This window comes from Streptomyces sp. NRRL F-525, from assembly GCF_000716605.1.
Taxonomy (GTDB): domain Bacteria; phylum Actinomycetota; class Actinomycetes; order Streptomycetales; family Streptomycetaceae; genus Streptomyces.
This window is the reverse complement of record NZ_JNXE01000009.1, coordinates 19921-37546: the sequence shown is the minus strand read 5'-3', so window position 1 is coordinate 37546 and position 17626 is coordinate 19921. Positions and strand designations below refer to the sequence as shown.

Genomic DNA, 17626 nt, shown 5'->3' with positions numbered 1-17626 from the left:
CCTCACTCCGCAGCAGGGGAGGGGGTCTCCGTGGCCGGAGCGGCCGCCTCGGCCGCCATGCGCTTGAGCGCCGCGTCGCGCCCCCGGACGTACCAGATGCCGATCAGCCCGAGTCCGGCCCCGGCCAGGCAGGTCCACACCCACCACAGGTGGCCGTGGTCGTCGAACCAGCCGTAGAAGGGGAGCTGTACCAGGAAAAGGACGAACCAGAGGATCGTGAGGCCGATGATCGTCGGGACGATCGGGCCCTCAAGGGGCTCGGGTGCCTCGTGTGTCGGTGTCCACTTCGCCATGCCCCCAGCTTACGAGGCGGCACAAGGCTCAAGGATCTCGGCGTGTCTACGCGCGGAGATAGCGCCTGACGTCTTCATATGTTCATACTGAAACGGTTTCCGTCTGTCCACTTCTGCTCGTAGGAACATCCAATGCCGACCGCGCTCGACCGTTACTTCAAGATCTCCGAGCGTGGCAGCTCGCTCCCCCGCGAGATCCGCGGCGGCTTCGCCACCTTCTTCGCGATGGCGTACATCATCGTGCTCAACCCGATCATCCTGGGCAGCGCGAAGGACATGTACGGGCACCACCTGGACAACGGCCAGCTGGTCACCGCGACGGCCGTGACGGCCGCGTTCACCACCCTCCTCATGGGTGTCATCGGCAACGTCCCGATCGCGCTGGCCGCCGGACTCGGCGTGAACTCCGTCGTCGCCCTCCAGCTCGCGCCGCGCATGACCTGGCCGGACGCGATGGGCATGGTCGTGCTGGCCGGTCTGGTCGTGATGCTGCTGGTCGCCACCGGGCTGCGCGAGCGCGTGATGAACGCGGTGCCGTACGGACTGCGCAAGGCCATCTCGATCGGTATCGGCCTGTTCATCATGCTGATCGGGCTCGTGGACTCCGGGTTCATCTCCCGCATCCCGGACGCCGCCCAGACCACCGTTCCGCTCCAGCTCGGCGCCGACGGTCACCTCAACGGCTGGCCGGTCCTCATCTTCATCCTGGGCGTCCTGCTCACCCTCGCGCTGATCGTCCGCAAGGTCTCCGGCGCGATCCTGATCTCCATCGTCACGATGACCGTCCTCGCGGTGATCGTGAACGCGGTCGCGACGATCCCCTCCTGGGGCCTGACCACCCCGAAGTGGCCCGGAAACCCGGTCGCCACCCCGGACTTCGGCCTGATCGGCAAGTTCAGCCTGTTCGGCGGCTTCTCCAAGGTCGGCGTGCTGACCGGCGTCCTCTTCGTCTTCACGGTCCTGCTGTCGTGCTTCTTCGACGCGATGGGCACGATCATGGGCATCAGCGACGAGGCGAAGCTGACCGACGGCGAGGGCAACATGCCCGGCATCAACAAGGTGCTCTTCGTCGACGGCATCGCGGTCGCGGCCGGCGGTGTCAGCTCGTCCTCCGCGACCACCTGCTTCGTGGAGTCGACGGCCGGTGTCGGCGAGGGCGCCCGCACGGGCTTCGCGAACGTCGTCACGGGCGCGCTCTTCGCCGTAGCGCTGTTCCTCACGCCGATCGCCACGATGGTCCCGTCCCAGGCGGCCACCCCCGCGCTGCTCGCGGTGGGCTTCCTGATCCTGGCGGGCTCCGTCAAGGAGATCGACTGGGCCGACTACACGATCGCGATCCCGGCCTTCATCACGATGGTGATGATGCCGTTCACCTACTCGATCACCAACGGCATCGGCATGGGCTTCATCACCTTCGTGGTGCTGCGACTGGTGGCGGGCCGGGGCCGGGAGGTCCCGGTGCCGATGTACGTCGTAGCGGCGGTGTTCGGCTTCTACTACCTGATGCCGGCGCTGGGTCTCACGTGACCCGCGCTTCTGCGGGCCCTCACGTGACCCCGTAGAACTTCTCGGTCTCTTCTACGGCGGTCTGGAACCGCTCGTCGAAATCGTCCCGGATGAGCGTCTGGACCACATAGTCCTGGACGCTCATTCCCCTTTTCGAGGCATGGTCGCGGAGCCGTTCGAGCAGCTCCCCGTCTATCCGCAGGCTGAGCACGCTGGTCCCCATGTAGACGAGGGTCCGGGGCGGTTCCGGGCGGTGGGTGACGTTCCGCGCCGGGATCACTCATATGGGTGACGGAAGGGTTCAGTGGCCAGGGTCACGGGCATCTCGGCGTGTCCCCATTGGTCTTTAGCGAGAGTAATGAGTTACGCTAAAGAACATGCCGGACCTTACGCATGGCGACGACGCTGCCGCCGTGAACTCCCTGCGATCAGCCGTGATGCGGTTGTCCCGCCGACTCAAGCACCAGCGGGTCGACGAGTCACTCAGCCCCACCGAGATGTCGGTGCTGGGCACTCTGTCCACCTGCGGCAGCGCGACCCCTGGCGAGCTCGCTCGCAAGGAGCACGTGCAGCCGCCCTCGATGACCCGCATCGTCGCGCTGCTCGAGGCGAAGGGTCTGGTCCAGCTGGAGCCGCACCCCGAGGATCGGCGCCAGAAGGTCGTCACCAAGACCCCCCAGGCCGAGGCGATGCTCGAAGAGAGCCGCCGCAAGCGCAACGCGTTCCTGGCCGGCCTGGTCGACGGCCTCGACGAGGACGAGTGGGCGAAGATCGTCGCCGCCGCCCCCGTGCTGGAGAAACTCGCACACCTGTAAGTCTGTCTATGTAGGAGGCGACCTTTTGAGTTCGGGACCCGGAGCAGACTCCGCCCCCGCGCCAGCCACCCCCGACTCCCCGCCCACCCCTGATCCCGTCGGCAAGTCCTCGATGTTCAGCTCGCTGAAGATCCGGAACTACCGGCTGTTCTTCATCGGCCAGGTCGTCTCCAACACCGGCACCTGGATGCAGCGAATAGCCCAGGACTGGCTGGTCCTCAGCCTCACCGGCTCCTCCGCCGCCGTAGGCATCACGACCGCCCTCCAGTTCCTGCCGATGCTGCTTTTCGGGCTCTACGGCGGTGTCCTCGTCGACCGGCTGCCCAAGCGCCCCACCCTGCTCGTCACGCAGTCCGCGATGGCCCTCACCGGCCTCGCCCTCGCCTTCCTCACGCTTTCCGGCCACGTCCAGGTCTGGCACGTCTACGTCGCCGCCTTCGCTGTCGGCCTCGCCACGGTCGTCGACAACCCGGCCCGCCAGTCCTTCGTCTCCGAGATGGTCGGCCCCGAGCAGCTGCAGAACGCGGTCAGCCTGAACTCGGCGAACTTCCAGTCCGCCCGCCTGGTCGGCCCCGCCGTCGCGGGCGTCATGATCACCGGCGTCGGCACCGGCTGGGCGTTCCTCTTCAACGGCCTGTCGTTCGTGGCCCCGCTGGCGAGCCTGCTCCTCATGCGCAACCGCGACCTGCACTCCGTCAAGCGCGCCCCGCGCGGCAAGGGCCAGCTCCGCGAGGGCCTGCGCTACGTCGCCGGCCGCCCCGACCTGATCTGGCCGATCGTCCTCGTCGGCTTCATCGGCACGTTCGGCTTCAACTTCCCGGTGTGGCTGTCGGCCTACGCGGACGACATCTTCCACGCGGGCGCCGGCGCGTACAGCCTCTTCAACACCCTGATGGCGGTGGGCTCCCTGATCGGCGCCCTGCTCGCCGCCCGCCGCGGCACCACCCGCCTCCGCGTCCTGATCGCGGCGGCGGCAGCGTTCGGCATCCTGGAGGTCGTAGCCGCGGTGGCCCCTTCCTACTGGCTCTTCGCCCTGCTCATGATCCCGATCGGCGTCGCCGGCCTGACGGTCAACGTCACGGCCAACACCGCCGTCCAGATGGGCACCGACCCGGCCATGCGCGGCCGCGTCATGGCCCTGTTCATGATGGTCTTCATGGGCGGTACGCCGGTGGGCGCACCGATCGTCGGCTGGATCACCGACGCCTACGGCCCCCGGGTGAGCTTCGCCCTCGGCGGCGTCATCGCGGCCGTCGCCGCGGCCACGATCGGCGTGATCCTGGCCCGCATCGGCGACCTGCGCCTGTCGTTCGACTGGAACCACGGCCACCCGAGCGTGGCCTTCGTCCCGCGCGAGCGCGAGCAACTGGCCACGGCGGCCTGAGAGTTGAGAGCGCGGCCCGGGGGGTGACGGCTACACCCTCCGGGCCAGCACCTGTCCCGGCCACCGGTCCTCACCGACGACGAACGCCTCGGTCGCGGTGAACCCGTTGCTCTCGTAGTAGGCGACGAGCTTGCGGTCGTCCCCCGCGTAACAGTCCACCCGCAGCAGGGAGACCCCGGCCCGCCGCGTCACCTCCGCCGCGTGCGCGAGCAGCGCGCCGCCGACGCCGTAGCCCTTGAACCGGCGGTCGGAGGCGAGGAGATGGACGTACCGCTCGGGCTCGTCGACGGCTTCGATGTACGGCCCGGGGGAGTCGGTGAGGGTGAGCGTGCCGACGGGGACGCCGTCGACCTCGGCGATGTAGGGCGAGCCCTGCGCCACATACCGCTCCACCATCGCCACGGCCTTCGGGTTCTCCGACCACGGCGTGCTGCCCCACTGCCCGGTCCGCCCCTGCGCGACGAGCCAGGCCACGGCACTGTCGAACATGCCGAGTATCGCGGGGATGTCGTCGGGCCCGCCGTCCCTGATGCTGATGCTGGTGTCGGTCTCCATGGCAGCAGGCTAGGGGTCCGAAAAGGCTGTGCCCTGGACTAACCGTCTTGGGCCCGTCAGACCGGTTAGTCCAGGGCACACAGCTTGTGCGGTGGTGGGAGGCTGCCCCCATGAGACTCTTCGCGGCCCTGCTGCCGCCGGAGCGCGCACTGGCCGAACTCGGCTCGACGGTCGACGAGTTGAGGCGGCTGCCGGGCGCGGACACCCTGCGCTGGACCGGCCGCCCCGGTTGGCACTTCACCCTCGCCTTCTACGGCGAGGTCGACGAGGACGCCGTACCCGGACTGTCGGCCGCCCTGGAGCGGACCGCGCGCCGGACCGAACCGTTCGGGCTCGCGGTGCGCGGAGGTGGGCAGTTCGGGGACGGGCGGGCGCTGTGGGCGGGCGTGGAGGGGGATGTGGCGGCCCTGCGACGGCTCGCGGAGCGCTGCGAGGAGGCCGCGCCGACGGGCGAACACCGGCGGTACCGCGCCCACCTCACCGTGGCGCGCAGCCGGGACGCCATCGACGTACAGCCGTATCTCGACCGCCTCGACGACTTCGCGGGCCGGGCGTGGACGGTGGACGAACTGGTGCTGGTCCGCAGCAACCTGCCGAGGTCGGGCGTCCCGGGGGAGCAGCCGCGGTACGAGGCGGTCGCTCGCTGGGCGCTCGGGGTGGCCGGTTAGGCTCGGGTACGTGGACCCGAAATTCCGGAACCGGATCATGGCCGGTGCGCTTGTGCTGTTGTTCGTTGTCGTGGGGCTGGCGGCTGCGCTCGGTAAGTGAGGGCGGGGCGGGGCGTGGGGGACTGCGCGATCGTTGCCGGGTGCGGGCCGGATGTGGCTGGTCGCGCAGTTCCCCGCGCCCCTGAAGACGGGCGCTTGCCCTAACCGTGCTTACCAGGCGAAGGCCTCCGGAGAGGGGCCCGGGCCCGGGAAGATCTCGTCCAGCGAGGTCAGGATCTCCTCGCTCAACTCCAGTTCCACGGCGCGCAGCGCGGACTCCAACTGCTCGGCGGTGCGCGGGCCCACGATCGGGCCGGTGACGCCGGGGCGGGTCAGCAGCCAGGCCAGGGCGGCCTCGCCGGGCTCGATGCCGTGCTTGTCGAGGAGGTCCTCGTAGGCCTGGATCTGGGCGCGTGAGGTCGGGTTGGCGAGGGTGTCGGCTGCCCGGCCGCTCGCCCGGCGCCCGCCCGAGACCTCCTTCTTGATGACCCCGCCGAGGAGCCCGCCCTGGAGCGGGGACCAGGGGATGACCCCGAGGCCGTACTCCTGCGCGGCCGGGATGACCTCCATCTCGGCGCGGCGCTCGGCGAGGTTGTAGAGGCACTGCTCGCTGACGAGCCCGATGGTGCCACCGCGCCGCGCGGCGATCTCGTTGGCCTGGGCGATCTTGTAACCGGGGAAGTTCGAGGAACCGACGTAGAGGATCTTGCCCTGCTGGATCAGGGTGTCGATCGCCTGCCAGATCTCCTCGAAGGGGGTGGCCCGGTCGACGTGGTGGAACTGGTAGATGTCGATGTAGTCGGTCTGCAGCCGCTTCAGGCTGGCGTCCACGGCCCGCCGGATGTTCACCGCGGAGAGCTTGTCGTGGTTGGGCCAGGCGTCGCCCTCGGGGGCCATGTTGCCGTAGACCTTGGTGGCGAGGACCGTCTTGTCGCGGTGGACGGGGCTCTTGGCGAACCAGTTGCCGATGATCTCCTCGGTCCGGCCCTTGTTCTCACCCCACCCGTACACATTGGCGGTGTCGAAGTAGTTGATGCCCGCGTCCAGCGCCGCGTCCATGATCGCGTGGCTGTCCGGCTCATTCGTCTGCGGTCCGAAGTTCATCGTGCCGAGGACCAGTCGGCTGACCTTGAGGCCTGTGCGTCCGAGCTGCGTGTACTTCATGAGTGTCTAGCCAACGACTTCGAGTGCGCTCTACGCAAGGGGAATCGGTCGCAGGAGAAGCCGCCGGAGGTCAGCGCCGGGCCGATCGCCTCGACGAGGAGTGAGGCGGCCAGTGTTGAGGGCTGTCCGCGGCCGGGTCGTCCTCGCCGTACTCCCCGCCCACCCCCCACGCCTGATGCATCGCCCCCGCGAACGCCCCCGCGATCCGGTGCTCGCCGGCCGCGTTCGGATGCGTGCCGTCGTACGTGTCGTGGTCGACGTCGTACGACTCCGGGAGGGAGGCCAGGAGGAGCGGGGAGCGCGGGTCGTCGAGGTCGGCGACCGCCTTCGCCTGGAGTTCGTTGAAGAGGGCGACCTCGGTGGCGAAGGGGGCGTCCGTGCGGGCGCGGACGTTCGGGATGACCGGGAGGAACACCATGCGGACGGAGGGTTTCGAGGCGCGGGCCTCCGCCACGAACGTGCGCATGTTCTCGGCCGTCTGGGGCGCGTTCGTGTAGAAGCCCAGGTCGATCAGGCCGAGGGAGACGAGGAGCACGTCCGCCCGGTGCGCGCGCACCGCCCCGCCGATCAGCGGGGCCATGTGCAGCCAGCCCTCGCCCCAGCCGGCCAGGTGGAAGTGCGGGAAGTCGGGGTCGGCGTACTCGTACGACGTGGGCGAGTCCGTCGCCTTGTCGTACAGCGTCTCGCGCGGGCCGACCACGGCGAACGGGCCGCCGTAGGTCGCGCGCAGGTGCTGCCACATCCGGTAACGCCATGTGTGTTCGCCCGCGCTCCCGATCGTCATGGAGTCGCCTACGGGCATGAACCTGAGCATCCGCTCATGATGGACGATCAACGGCCGTTCACTGGAGCCGATGGGATGTGAGGCCCGCCACGATGGCAGGCTGGGGGCATGCGTCGCTTCCTCGCGTTCCTCGGCGCCGGCCTCCTCGTCGGCGCGCTCGCCCTGCCCGCAGCCGCAGCACCCTCCGACGACGGTGACGGCAAGGGCGACAAGGGGTTCACGATCACGGACTCCCGGATCACGGAGTCCAGCGGGCTCGCCGCCTCACACCTCCACCCCGGCATCTACTGGACGCACAACGACAGCAACGACGGCCCGTACATCTACGCCGTCGACAGCAGCACCGGCAGGACGGTCGCCACCGTCACCTTCAGCGGCGTCGGCAAGCCGCGTGACGTCGAGGCCATCTCCATCGGCCCGCACAACGAGATCTACGTCGGCGACATCGGCGACAACCTCGACGGGACCTGGCCGTACGTCTGGATCTACAAGCTGCCCGAGCCGAAGGTCCTCAAGAACCAGACGATCCGGGCCACGCAGTACGTCGTGAAGTACTCGGACGGCGCCCGCAACGCCGAGTCGCTGATCGTGCACCCCAAGACCGGACGCGTGTACATCATCGACAAGAAGGAGGACGGCGGCCATCTCTTCGAAGGCCCCGCCACGCTCTCCTCCTCCGGCACCAACTACTTCAAGCCGATCGCCGCGATCGACCTCTGGGCCACCGACGCCGCCTTCTCGCCCAACGGCCAACAGCTCGCCGTACGCGGCTACTTGGGCGGTATCTACTACGACTGGAACGGCGGGAAGATCAAGCGCGAGGGGCGCCTCGACGTGCCGTTGCAGGGGCAGGGCGAGTCCGTCAGCTACTCGGCGGACGGCACCAAGCTCATGTACGGGAGCGAGGGCACCGACAGTCCGGTACAGGCGGAGGACGCTCCCGGGGGCGGTTCGGACTCCTCCAAGTCGCCCTCGGGCGGCGGGAGTTCGGCGAGCGGCGACGACGGCGGCTCGGGGAGCAACGTGAAGATCGGTGCGGTGGCCGTCGTGGTCGTCCTGGGCGCGCTCTTCGGGCTACGGCGCCTCACGCGCCGCCGCTGAACTCCCCTGCCGCCCACCGCTGTCGGACCACGACCTCAAGACCGTCCAGGATCCGCCCGAGCCCGAACTCGAAGTGGTCGAAACCGGCGGTGAACGTGTCGGGGGAGAGGGACGCGAGCGTCGGGTACGCGCCGGTCGCCATCGCCTTCTCCAGCGCCGGGACTTGAGCACCGTAGAACTCCGCGTCGGTCAGGCCGGTGCTGCGGGCCGCCTCCTCCTGGTGGACCTGGGTGCGCGCGGCCCCGACGACGTACCCGTCGATCATGACGACCGTCGAGACGAGCTCCGGGTCGGTCAGGCCCATCGGGCGGATGCGGCCGAGCAGGTGCTCCAGGGTGGCGAGGGCGCGGGGCCCCAGCAGCGGGCGGGACTGGTTCACGCGCAGCAGCCAGGGGTGTCGGCGGTGCACGGCGAGCGCGTCGCGGGCGGCCGCCTCCAGCGCCGCGCGCCAACTGTCGCCGCCCGCACCGTCGTTGGGCCGGTCCGGGAAGCGGACCCGGTCCAGCATCAGGTCGAGGAGCTCGGCCTTGCCGGGCACGTACCGGTACAGGGACATCGCGCCGGTGCCGAGGTCGGTGGCGACCCGCCGCATGGATACGGAGTCCAGCCCCTCCTCGTCCGCGATGCGGACGGCCGCGTCCACGATCCGGTCGACGGACAGCCCCGGTTTCGGCCCGCGGCTGGGGCGGGGGCCGGTGTCCCACAGCAGTTCGAGGGTGCGGCCGATGTCACCACTGCCGCTGGACTCCGTCGAGGTCATGCGGGGGAGTCTAGGTCGCCGGGCGAAAACCGAGTACACCGTACGCGCCATCGGATACGGTGCACGCAGTTCGAACGCCCGGTACAGGAGGGAGGGATGAGGACCCATGAGCGGTGACACCCACGTGGTGGAGGCCGAAGGGCTCGAGAAGCGCTACGGCGACAAACACGCCCTCGACGGCTTCGACCTGGCCGTCCGCGAGGGCACCGTGCACGGTCTGCTCGGCCCGAACGGCGCCGGCAAGACCACCGCCGTCCGCATCCTCTCCACGCTGGTCCGCCTCGACGGCGGCCGGGCGACCGTCGCCGGTCTGGACGTGGCCCGGCAGCCGCGCAAGGTGCGTTCGCGGATCGGGCTGACCGGCCAGTACGCGGCGATCGACGAGATCCTCACCGGCCGGCAGAACCTGGAGATGTTCGGCCGCCTCTTCCATCTCGGCCGCAGGCGGGCCAAGTTGAGGGCGGCCCAACTCCTGCGCCAGTTCGACCTGGAGGCCGCCGCCGACAAGGGCGCGGGCGGCTACAGCGGAGGCATGCGCCGCCGCCTGGACCTCGCCGCGTCGATGATCCTGGCCCCGGCCGTCCTCTTCCTCGACGAACCGACCACCGGCCTGGACCCGCGCAGCCGGGGCGAAGTCTGGGAAGCGGTACGGCAGTTGGTGGCGGAGGGCACCACAGTCCTCCTGACCACTCAATACCTGGAGGAGGCCGACCGCCTGGCCTCCCGCATCACCGTCATCGACCAGGGCCGCGCCATCGCCGACGACACCCTCGACGGCCTCAAGAACCGCGTCGGCGGCGACCGCATCGAGGTCGTACTGCGCGAACCGGCCCACATCCCCTACGCGTTGCAGGCGGTCGCGAGGGTCGCCCACGGCGGTCAACCCGAGGCGGACATGGGCGAGTTGCGGGTGCACGCGCCGGTCGCCGACCGGGTGGGCTCGCTGACCGAGGTCGCCCGCTACCTCCACCACTACGGCATCCCGGTCGAGGACATCGGCCTGCGCCGCCCGAGCCTGGACGACGTGTTCCTACGGCTGACGGGCCGCCGTACGGAAGAGGAACCGCCCACCCAGGAGCCGGAGTTCGAGGCTCCGGAGACCGAGGGGGCGGCGGCGTGAGCGGCAACGTCTCGACGGCATCCGAGGGCACCGGCCGCACGTACCGCAGACGCCCCCAACACGGCCGCCTCTTCTGGACGATCGCCGACTGCTGGAACGTCGTCCGCCGCGGCCTGACCCACTACCGCCGCCAACCGGTCAGCATCCTCTGGCAGTTGGGCTTCCCGATCCTCTCAGTGCTGCTGTACGGCTACGTCTTCGGCAAGGCGATGCGGGTACCGGGCGGCGGCGACTACAAGGCGTTCCTGATGCCGGGCATGTTCGTGATGACGGTGGCCATGGGCTTCGTCTCCACGGCCACGATCTTCGTGAACGACGCGAAGAAGGGCGTCATCGACCGGTTCCGTTCTATGCCGATGGCGCCGTCGGCGGTGGTCGCGGGGCGCGGCGCGACCGATCTCATCGTCGCCTGCGCGGAGTTGGGCATCATGATGGCCACGGCGTACGGCATGGGCTGGCGCCCGGAGTTCGGCGCGGGCCCCGACCTGGGCGCGGGCCTGGGCGTCGACATCGGCCTCGGCCTGGACTTCGTGAAGGCGGTGGCCCTGCTCCTGGCCCTCCGCTTCGCGCTGATCTGGGTCGGCGTCTGGCTCGGACTCCTGCTCCCGGGCCCCGAACAGGTCGGCGGCCTCTTCGCGATCGTCTTCCCCCTGACGATGATCTCCAGCATCTACGTCTCCCCGACCCAGATGCCCCACTGGCTCGGCCAGGCCGCGCTCTGGAACCCGCTCTCGTCCACGGCGGGCGCGACACGGGCGCTCTTCGGGGCGCCGACCGGGCAGGGCACGTCCTGGCCGGAACAGCACGCGTTGCTGCTGGCGGGGGCGTGGCCGGCGGCGCTGACCTTGCTGTTCCTTCCGCTGGCGGTGCGAAGGTTCCGCAGGCTGAGCCGGTAGCCGTGGACGACTGTCGTTGCCCATTGCCTTGACGTGTCCACGTGACATGGCTTCCATGGAGGGTGCCGGGTGATGGGAGCGCTCCCACGAGTTCCGGACCCGCGCCTCCCGAGAGGAAGCAGCGACATGTTCCGCAGCTTGAGAAGAGCGCTGGGGGTTGTTGCCGCGGTGCTCGTGCTGCCGCTGGCCGGTGTGCACCCGGCGCAGGCGGCTGGTCCGGCGGGCGTGGCGGGTGCGAAGGAGGTGGCCGCCGACGCACCCGGAGCGGGCTACTGGCACACCAGCGGCCGCCAGATCCTCGACGCGGCCGGGCAGCCGGTCCGTATCGCCGGGATCAACTGGTTCGGCTTCGAGACCGCCAACTACGTTGTGCACGGCCTCTGGTCACGCGACTACAAGAGCATGATCGACCAGATGAAGTCGCTGGGCTACAACACCATCCGCCTCCCCTACAGCGATGACATCTTCAAGTCCGGCACGGTCCCCAACAGCATCGACTTCTCCAGCGGCAAGAACGCGGACCTCCAGGGCCTCAACTCGCTCCAGATCATGGACAAACTCGTCGCCTACGCGGGCCAGGACGGCCTGAAGGTCATCCTCGACCGGCACCGTCCGGACGCCTCGGCCCAGTCGGCGCTCTGGTACACCTCATCGGTACCGGAGTCGACGTGGATCGCCAACCTCCGTTCCCTGGCGACCCGTTACGCGGGCCAGTCGACGGTCATCGGCATCGACCTCCACAACGAGCCGCACGATCCGGCGTGTTGGGGCTGCGGCGACATCGCGACGGACTGGCGCCTGGCGGCGGAGCGGGCGGGCAACGCGGTGCTGTCGGTCAACCCGGACCTGCTGATCTTCGTGGAGGGCGTGCAGACGTACGCCGGTGTATCGGGTTGGTGGGGCGGCAACTTGATGGGCGCGGGCCAGTATCCGGTGGAGTTGAACGTCCCGAACCGGGTCGTGTACTCGGCCCACGACTACGCGACGAGCGTGGCCCAACAGCCCTGGTTCACCGACCCGACCTTCCCGGCGAACATGCCCGGGGTGTGGGACAAGTACTGGGGCTACCTCTTCCGGCAGAACATCGCGCCGGTGTGGGTGGGCGAGTTCGGCACGACGCTGGCGTCGACGGTGGACCAGAAGTGGCTTGCGGCGCTGGTGAGTTACCTCCGCCCGACCGCGACGTACGGTGCCGACTCCTTCTCCTGGACCTTCTGGTCGTGGAACCCCAACTCCGGTGACACGGGCGGGATCCTGAAGGACGACTGGGTGACGGTGGACACGGTGAAGGACGGATACCTGGCGAGCATCAAGGCGGCGGGGTTTCCGGGCACGGGGACGGGTGGGGGCGGCGGAGGAGGAGGCGGTACGGCCACCTGTGCCGCCACGTACACCGTCACCAGCGACTGGGGTACCGGCTTCAACGCCGACGTGACGGTGGCGAACACGGGCACCTCGGCCCTCAAGTCCTGGCAGGTGAAGTGGACTTGGTCCGGCACCCAGCAGATCACGAACATGTGGAACGCGACGTACACACAGACCGGGACGAGCGTCACCGCGGTGAACGCGGATCACAACGGGAGTGTGGGGGTTGGGGGTTCGGCGAGTTTCGGGTTCGGGGGAGCTCCGGGGGGTGGGAGCGCGCCGAGTTTGAGCTGCACGGCGACGTGAGGGACTGAGGGCGCCGGGCCGGGTTGCCGCTCAGGCCGACGGCCCGGTCTGTCCGGCGTGTGTCGTCAACGGGTGGACGGCGTTCATCGCCTCGTCGAGGAGCGTGGGCAGCGGGAGGCGGCCCTCCTCCTGTACCCACGCCTCGATGGCGGCGTCCAGGCAGCTCAGGGCGCTGGCGATCAGGGCGGAGGCGGCGGGGTCGGGGCGGGACGTGACGGCTGGTGTGATGCGGCGGGCGACTTCGGGGAGGAGCAGTTCCCGCCAGCGCCGGTTCCGTTCCTGGAGGCGGGCCCGGACGGACGGGGACTCCACGATCACCCGGGCCGTCTGGAGGGCGGCGTCCAGGTCCTTGGCGTGCTCGCGGACGGGGGGTTCGAGCGCGTGCCGCAGCGCCGTCCACACCGGTTCGTCCGCCGGGCGCCGGATCAGAGCCTCCCGGGTCTGTTCGGCGAGGTCCTCGACCAGCGTGAGGACGACGTCCTCCTTGGTGGGGAAGTACCGGAAGAACGTGGCGCGGGACATGCCCGCAGCCTTGGCGATCTGGTCGGTCGTCGTCCGCTCGAAGCCGTCGGTCAGGAACAACTCCAGCCCGATCTCGGCCACTTGAGCCTTCACGGCCTGACGGGCGCGGGAGCGCACGCTCGGCGGCTGGTCCTTGACGCCCTCGGTGTCCTTGGCGTCCTCGGTGGAAATCCCCATGGCTTCACGATAGCTTGCCTCGCGACTGAGACTTAGTCTCAACAGTGAGATGTGCTATCAATAATGAGGTCAGGCCTCGCATCGGTGAGGCGAGAGCGGAAGGTGTGCACCATGACGAATGGACTGGACGGGAAGGTGGCCGTCGTCACCGGCGCCGCGAGCGGGATCGGCGCGGCCACGGCACGCGTCTTCGTGCGCGAGGGAGCCCGGGTGGTCCTGGGCGACATCAACGACGAGGCCCTGGGCGAACTGGTCGCGGACCTGGGCGACAGCGCGATCGGGCTGCACGCCGACATCACGCAGGAGGAAGGCGTACGGAGTCTGGTGCAGGCGGCGCTGGACACCTTCGGGCGCCTGGACGTCCTGGACAACAACGCCGCCGCCGAGGTGCCCGAGGACACCGGCACGTCCACTTCCGGCGACGAGGCGTGGCGGCGGACCTTCGACCTCAACGTCATGGCCGCGGTCTGGGGCGCGCGGCACGCGATCCCGGCGATGCTGGCAAGCGACGGCGGCGGCTCGATCATCAACATCTCGTCCGGCGCCGTACGTCACCCCACCGCGACGAAGGCGGCCTACGGCGCCTGCAAGTCCGCGCTGGAGACCTTCTCCCTGTACGTCGGCGCCCAGCACGGCGCGGACGGCATCCGCAGCAACGTCGTACGACCCGGGTTCGTCCTCACCGAGGGTGTCCGGGAGATCTTCGATGAGGAGCAACAGCAGCGGTTCGCGGACATGCTGGCGCTCGGCCGTGTCTGCGAACCCCGGGACATCGCCGAGACGGTCGCCTTCCTGGCGTCACCGGCGGCCGGTTACGTCAACTGCGCGGTCCTCGACGTCGATGGGGGCGGGGCGAAGCCGATGGTCTCCTGGTGATGTCCCCGACGAGAGTCAGGCGCCGGCTTCAGGGATCCCGGCGATGACGTCGATCTCCACCGCGGCGCCCAGGGCCAGTTCGGTGACGCCGACCGTGGTCCGGCTCGGCAACGGGCCGCGGAACCAGGTCCGGTACGCCTTGTTGAAGCTGTCGAACTCCTCGAAGGAGGTGAGGTAGACGCGCAGCATCAGCACGTCGTCGAGGGTCAGTCCGAACTGCCCCAACACCGCTTCGAGGTTGCGCCGCACCTGCTCCGCCTCGGCCACCAGGTCACCGCCGCCGACCAGTTCACCAGTCGCGGGATCGGTGGCCAACTGTCCCGAGAGGAACACGTTGGAGCCCCACCGCGTCGCATGCGAGTACGCCCCCGCCGGCGGCGGAACGGCATCCCCGGTGAAGGAAAAGGTCTCCTTCCGAACCGGCTTGCCCGGTTGAACCGGCGGTACTGGGTGGGGGCTTGAAGGCGTCATACGTCAACCTCTCCAAAGCTGTCGACCATGGACCTGAGCTGTCGACCACGGACTTGCGCACGCTATCCGAACGCCGAGCACTTGATCCACAAAAAGCACGGAGGATCTCAACCGTCCAAGGGACAGGGCAGGTTGGGCCTGGCGCGGTTCGGCGCGCAGGTGACGAGCGCGAGGGACAGATAGGCCGGCCGTTCGAGATAGAAGCCGTACGACGAGTCGACGCCGGAGGTCAGCCGTTCGGCGGCGGAGCGGACGAGGGCGTCGAGGTGACCGGCGTCGCGGTGTGCGTCGGATGCGAACCGGGCCTGGTGTGCGGCGAGTTGCTCACTGAGCCAGGCTGCTGCGGCGGCTGGGGTCGGCCATGTCCCGCGTACGAGTTCACGCGGCTTGATGAGCCAGTACGCCGTTTCCAGCGGGGGCAGGTCGGAGACCGGGAACTCGGCGGCGACTTCGCGATATCGCTGGATCAACTCGGGGCGGCTGCCGGGTGGGGGTGGTTCGGGGTGGGGTGGTCTGCGTAACGCCTCTTGGTCGAAGCGGGCTTTGGGTCCGGTCCACAGGTAGGCGTGGTGGTGCACCGGTGGGGGTCCTGTTCGGGGTGGGCTTGGTCTTGGCGGTGGTGAAATCCCGGCCGGAGAGGGCGAGCTGGGGTCACGCGCCTGGTCCCGGCCGGGATGGGGGTCTGGCTGGGACTCTCAGATGGTCAGGCCGAACCGTGCCGGGTCGATGCCGGCCACGCTCAGTTCCTCCGTGCTGAACCGCAACGGCTCCTTGTCCGGCCGCTTGCTGTCGCCGAGGGCCCAGGAGTCGTCGCCGATCCGGGCGAGGGTGACGCAACCCTCGGTGCAGGGTCCGCCGCAGGCCTGCGTGAACGAGGCGGCGGTGATGTCGAGTTCGTAGAGGTCGGTGCCGTTGAGCATGGGGGTGCCTTCCTGTCAGTTGGAGGGGCTTGCTTGCAGATGGCGAGCCGTGCCACGGGAGGGTTCGCCGCCTCGCCGGGGTGGTGTCGTCGGTCTTGACGCTAGGGCCCTGGTGGTCGCCGTCTCCAGCGATGTTCATGAATGTTCACACCAGTACATTGGCCCTGCTCATGGCTGAATTTTCTTCTTGACCAGGCTTCTTTGAATCGTCAATGTGGTGCACATCTGCGGACGACCAGCATGCCGGAGGCGGCCATGGCGTTACGGTTCATCGGGATCGACCCGAACACTGACACGGGCGAGAGCCCCACCGTTTGGGTCGACGAGGGCAAGAACGAACTGGTCATCCAAGGGTGGAAGCCGGACAGTGAACTCGAAGCGCAATGCGCCGCGTTCGAGGCGCCCGGCCATGCGGTGGGAATCCCCGACCACGAGAGTGTTGTCCGCGTCCCAGCCCGTATGGTGCCGATCCTGAGGAAGGCGTGCGATGTCGCGGAACGTGCCCAGCTTCACTGAACTCCTGGACGGCGCACGGCACTCGGCTGTCCACCTGGAGATGCGAGACGCATACGGAGTCGCCGGTGAGGCCGACGACTTCGGCCACTGGCAGCGGACGGGAGAACGGGACAACGACCCGGAGTCGCCGCACTGGGGCCCTTGGACGAGCCTCATCCGCCGTACGGTTGCTCGTGGAGTGGTCGTGCGCCGTGCCCGTATCGTGTCGGAGCCGGTCAGCGACTACATCCGCTACGAGCACGCGGGCACGCGGGTCAACATCGAGGCAGGCGAACAGGTGCGGTGGCTTCCGCGTCGGCAGGCCTCCGACATCGCACTGCCGGGCAACGACTTCTGGCTCCTGGACGACCGGTTGATCCGCTGGAATCACTTCACCGGGGACGGCGTGTCCGGCGGCGGAGAGATCAGCGAGGATCCCGCAGCGGCGAAACTGTGCGCCGAGGCGTTCGAGGCGGTGTGGGAGCGAGCGATCCCGCACGAGGACTACAGGATCGGCTAGCGCGCAAGGATACGGTCAGCTCGTGCCCAATTCCCCCTCCTCCTCGGCCCAGGCCGCGCGTGAACGTGTCGCGCAGCGTCTGCGGGATCTGCGCGCGGACGCGGGTATCACCGGGAGTGAGCTGGCCGAGCGCTGTGGCTGGACCCACCCGAAGACCTCCCGCCTGGAGAACGCCCGCACACCGCCCACGCCCGACGACATACGCCGTTGGTGCGCCGCGTGCGGTGCGGACGACCAGGCCGCGGACATCATCGTCGAGTCCAGGGAAGCCGAGTCGCAGTACAGCGAATGGCGACGCAAGGCCCGCGCGGGCCTGAAGCGCCTTCAGAACAGCTACGTGGAGCTCTTCCGGTCCACCGAGCTGTTCCGGATCTACTCGTCCACCCTGGTCCCCGGTCTTCTCCAGACCGAGGGGTACGCCCGTGCCCTGCTCTCTGCCAATGCCCGGCTGCTCGGCATCCCCGATGACTCCGATGCGGCAGCGGCGGCACGAGTCGAGCGGTCGAAGATCATCCACGAGCGCGGGCACCGTTTCGTCATGGTGATCGAAGAGGGCGTTCTGCGTCACCAGTTGGGCGACGCGGACGCGATGGCGGCGCAGCTCGGATACCTGCTGACGGCCGGGGCCCTGCCTTCGGTGTCGCTGGGCATCATCCCCAGTTCGACCCCGGAACGGGTCCTGCGGCCACAGGAGTTGTTCCACATGTACGACGACACACTCGTCTCGGTGGAACTGCTGTCGGCCCGGGTCCGCGTCACCCAGCCCTCCGAGATCGCCCTCTACCTGAGCGCCTTCGAGCAACTACGGAGCATGGCGGTGTACGGGGCGGAAGCCCGGACCCTGATCGTGAAGGCCATCGAGGCGCTGCGCTGATCCGGGCGCGGCGTC

At 69.1% G+C, this 17626-nt stretch carries 22 protein-coding genes; 12 read left to right on the top strand and 10 right to left on the bottom strand.

Features of this window, described 5'->3' with window-relative positions; all coding sequences use genetic code 11:
• Window positions 1–2 precede the first annotated feature (2 nt).
• Entirely contained in the window at window positions 3–293 is a 291-nt protein-coding gene (locus OO69_RS15360) for a DUF2530 domain-containing protein (RefSeq protein ID WP_033281192.1), read from the bottom strand.
• Window positions 294–425: 132 nt separating this feature from the next.
• Between OO69_RS15360 and OO69_RS15355 the strand changes: the two genes are divergently transcribed.
• Window positions 426–1820: an NCS2 family permease gene (locus OO69_RS15355; RefSeq protein WP_033281191.1), complete on the top strand. Its 1395-nt coding sequence runs from the start codon at window positions 426–428 to the stop codon at window positions 1818–1820.
• 19 nt (window positions 1821–1839) lie between these two features.
• Here the strand turns inward: OO69_RS15355 and OO69_RS15350 are convergent, their stop codons facing one another.
• The gene (locus tag OO69_RS15350) at window positions 1840–2022 is read right to left on the bottom strand and encodes a hypothetical protein (protein WP_033281377.1); all 183 of its coding nucleotides are present in this window, start codon (window positions 2020–2022) and stop codon (window positions 1840–1842) included.
• A gap of 154 nt (window positions 2023–2176) precedes the next feature.
• On the opposite strand from OO69_RS15350, the gene OO69_RS15345 reads away from it, so the two are divergent.
• Entirely contained in the window at window positions 2177–2614 is a 438-nt protein-coding gene (locus OO69_RS15345) for a MarR family winged helix-turn-helix transcriptional regulator (RefSeq protein ID WP_026150457.1), read from the top strand.
• A gap of 112 nt (window positions 2615–2726) precedes the next feature.
• A complete protein-coding gene (locus tag OO69_RS15340; RefSeq protein ID WP_033281190.1) occupies window positions 2727–3998 on the top strand; it encodes an MFS transporter in 1272 nt (423 codons plus the stop codon).
• 30 nt (window positions 3999–4028) lie between these two features.
• Here the strand turns inward: OO69_RS15340 and OO69_RS15335 are convergent, their stop codons facing one another.
• On the bottom strand, window positions 4029–4553 hold the full coding sequence (locus OO69_RS15335; RefSeq protein WP_033281189.1) for a GNAT family N-acetyltransferase: 525 nt from the start codon (window positions 4551–4553) through the stop codon (window positions 4029–4031).
• Window positions 4554–4663: 110 nt separating this feature from the next.
• On the opposite strand from OO69_RS15335, the gene thpR reads away from it, so the two are divergent.
• The gene (thpR, locus tag OO69_RS15330) at window positions 4664–5221 is read left to right on the top strand and encodes an RNA 2',3'-cyclic phosphodiesterase (RefSeq protein ID WP_033281188.1); all 558 of its coding nucleotides are present in this window, start codon (window positions 4664–4666) and stop codon (window positions 5219–5221) included.
• 210 nt (window positions 5222–5431) lie between these two features.
• Here thpR and OO69_RS15325 read toward each other — a convergent pair whose 3' ends face one another.
• Window positions 5432–6424, bottom strand: a complete 993-nt coding sequence (locus tag OO69_RS15325) for an aldo/keto reductase (RefSeq protein WP_033281187.1) — start codon at window positions 6422–6424, stop codon at window positions 5432–5434.
• Between the two features lie 70 nt (window positions 6425–6494).
• Entirely contained in the window at window positions 6495–7238 is a 744-nt protein-coding gene (locus tag OO69_RS15320; RefSeq protein WP_033281186.1) for an SGNH/GDSL hydrolase family protein, read from the bottom strand.
• A gap of 78 nt (window positions 7239–7316) precedes the next feature.
• Between OO69_RS15320 and OO69_RS15315 the strand changes: the two genes are divergently transcribed.
• On the top strand, window positions 7317–8309 hold the full coding sequence (locus OO69_RS15315) for a hypothetical protein (protein WP_033281185.1): 993 nt from the start codon (window positions 7317–7319) through the stop codon (window positions 8307–8309).
• Here the strand turns inward: OO69_RS15315 and OO69_RS15310 are convergent.
• Window positions 8293–9069 carry a TetR/AcrR family transcriptional regulator gene (locus OO69_RS15310; RefSeq protein WP_033281184.1) on the bottom strand — a complete coding sequence of 259 codons (777 nt, stop codon included), beginning with the start codon at window positions 9067–9069 and terminating at the stop codon, window positions 8293–8295. The two genes, OO69_RS15315 and OO69_RS15310, sit on opposite strands and share 17 nt — an antisense overlap.
• Window positions 9070–9175: 106 nt before the next feature.
• Between OO69_RS15310 and OO69_RS15305 the strand changes: the two genes are divergently transcribed.
• The 3 genes from OO69_RS15305 (at window position 9176) to OO69_RS15295 (ending at window position 12756) form a co-directional block, all read left to right on the top strand.
• A complete protein-coding gene (locus OO69_RS15305) occupies window positions 9176–10189 on the top strand; it encodes a daunorubicin resistance protein DrrA family ABC transporter ATP-binding protein (protein WP_033281183.1) in 1014 nt (337 codons plus the stop codon).
• A complete protein-coding gene (locus OO69_RS15300) occupies window positions 10186–11085 on the top strand; it encodes an ABC transporter permease (RefSeq protein WP_033281182.1) in 900 nt (299 codons plus the stop codon). The genes OO69_RS15305 and OO69_RS15300 overlap by 4 nt, the downstream gene beginning before the upstream one ends.
• Before the next feature lie 126 nt (window positions 11086–11211).
• A complete protein-coding gene (locus OO69_RS15295; protein WP_033281181.1) occupies window positions 11212–12756 on the top strand; it encodes a cellulase family glycosylhydrolase in 1545 nt (514 codons plus the stop codon).
• 30 nt (window positions 12757–12786) lie between these two features.
• Here the strand turns inward: OO69_RS15295 and OO69_RS15290 are convergent, their stop codons facing one another.
• Window positions 12787–13455, bottom strand: coding sequence for a TetR family transcriptional regulator (locus OO69_RS15290; protein WP_051801037.1), 669 nt, complete (start codon window positions 13453–13455; stop codon window positions 12787–12789).
• Window positions 13456–13566: 111 nt separating this feature from the next.
• On the opposite strand from OO69_RS15290, the gene OO69_RS15285 reads away from it, so the two are divergent.
• Window positions 13567–14331, top strand: a complete 765-nt coding sequence (locus OO69_RS15285) for an SDR family NAD(P)-dependent oxidoreductase (RefSeq protein ID WP_033281180.1) — start codon at window positions 13567–13569, stop codon at window positions 14329–14331.
• Between the two features lie 15 nt (window positions 14332–14346).
• On the opposite strand, the gene OO69_RS15280 is transcribed toward OO69_RS15285, so the two are convergent.
• From OO69_RS15280 to OO69_RS15270, 3 genes are all read right to left on the bottom strand, one after another.
• Complete coding sequence (locus OO69_RS15280) at window positions 14347–14802, bottom strand: RidA family protein (RefSeq protein WP_051801036.1); 456 nt, start codon at window positions 14800–14802, stop codon at window positions 14347–14349.
• A 107-nt stretch (window positions 14803–14909) separates the two neighbouring features.
• Complete coding sequence (locus OO69_RS15275; protein WP_033281179.1) at window positions 14910–15380, bottom strand: hypothetical protein; 471 nt, start codon at window positions 15378–15380, stop codon at window positions 14910–14912.
• A 117-nt stretch (window positions 15381–15497) separates the two neighbouring features.
• Window positions 15498–15722 carry a hypothetical protein gene (locus tag OO69_RS15270; protein WP_033281178.1) on the bottom strand — a complete coding sequence of 75 codons (225 nt, stop codon included), beginning with the start codon at window positions 15720–15722 and terminating at the stop codon, window positions 15498–15500.
• A 255-nt stretch (window positions 15723–15977) separates the two neighbouring features.
• Here OO69_RS15270 and OO69_RS15265 point away from each other — a divergent pair, with 255 nt between their 5' ends.
• From OO69_RS15265 to OO69_RS15255, 3 genes are read left to right on the top strand one after another with little or no spacing between them, the layout of a single operon-like run.
• On the top strand, window positions 15978–16238 hold the full coding sequence (locus OO69_RS15265) for a hypothetical protein (RefSeq protein ID WP_033281374.1): 261 nt from the start codon (window positions 15978–15980) through the stop codon (window positions 16236–16238).
• Window positions 16210–16737 (top strand): DUF6879 family protein, encoded by a 528-nt coding sequence (locus tag OO69_RS15260; RefSeq protein ID WP_033281177.1) that lies wholly within the window; start codon window positions 16210–16212, stop codon window positions 16735–16737. The genes OO69_RS15265 and OO69_RS15260 overlap by 29 nt, the downstream gene beginning before the upstream one ends.
• Window positions 16738–16759: 22 nt before the next feature.
• Entirely contained in the window at window positions 16760–17611 is an 852-nt protein-coding gene (locus tag OO69_RS15255; protein ID WP_033281176.1) for a helix-turn-helix domain-containing protein, read from the top strand.
• Window positions 17612–17626 lie beyond the last annotated feature (15 nt).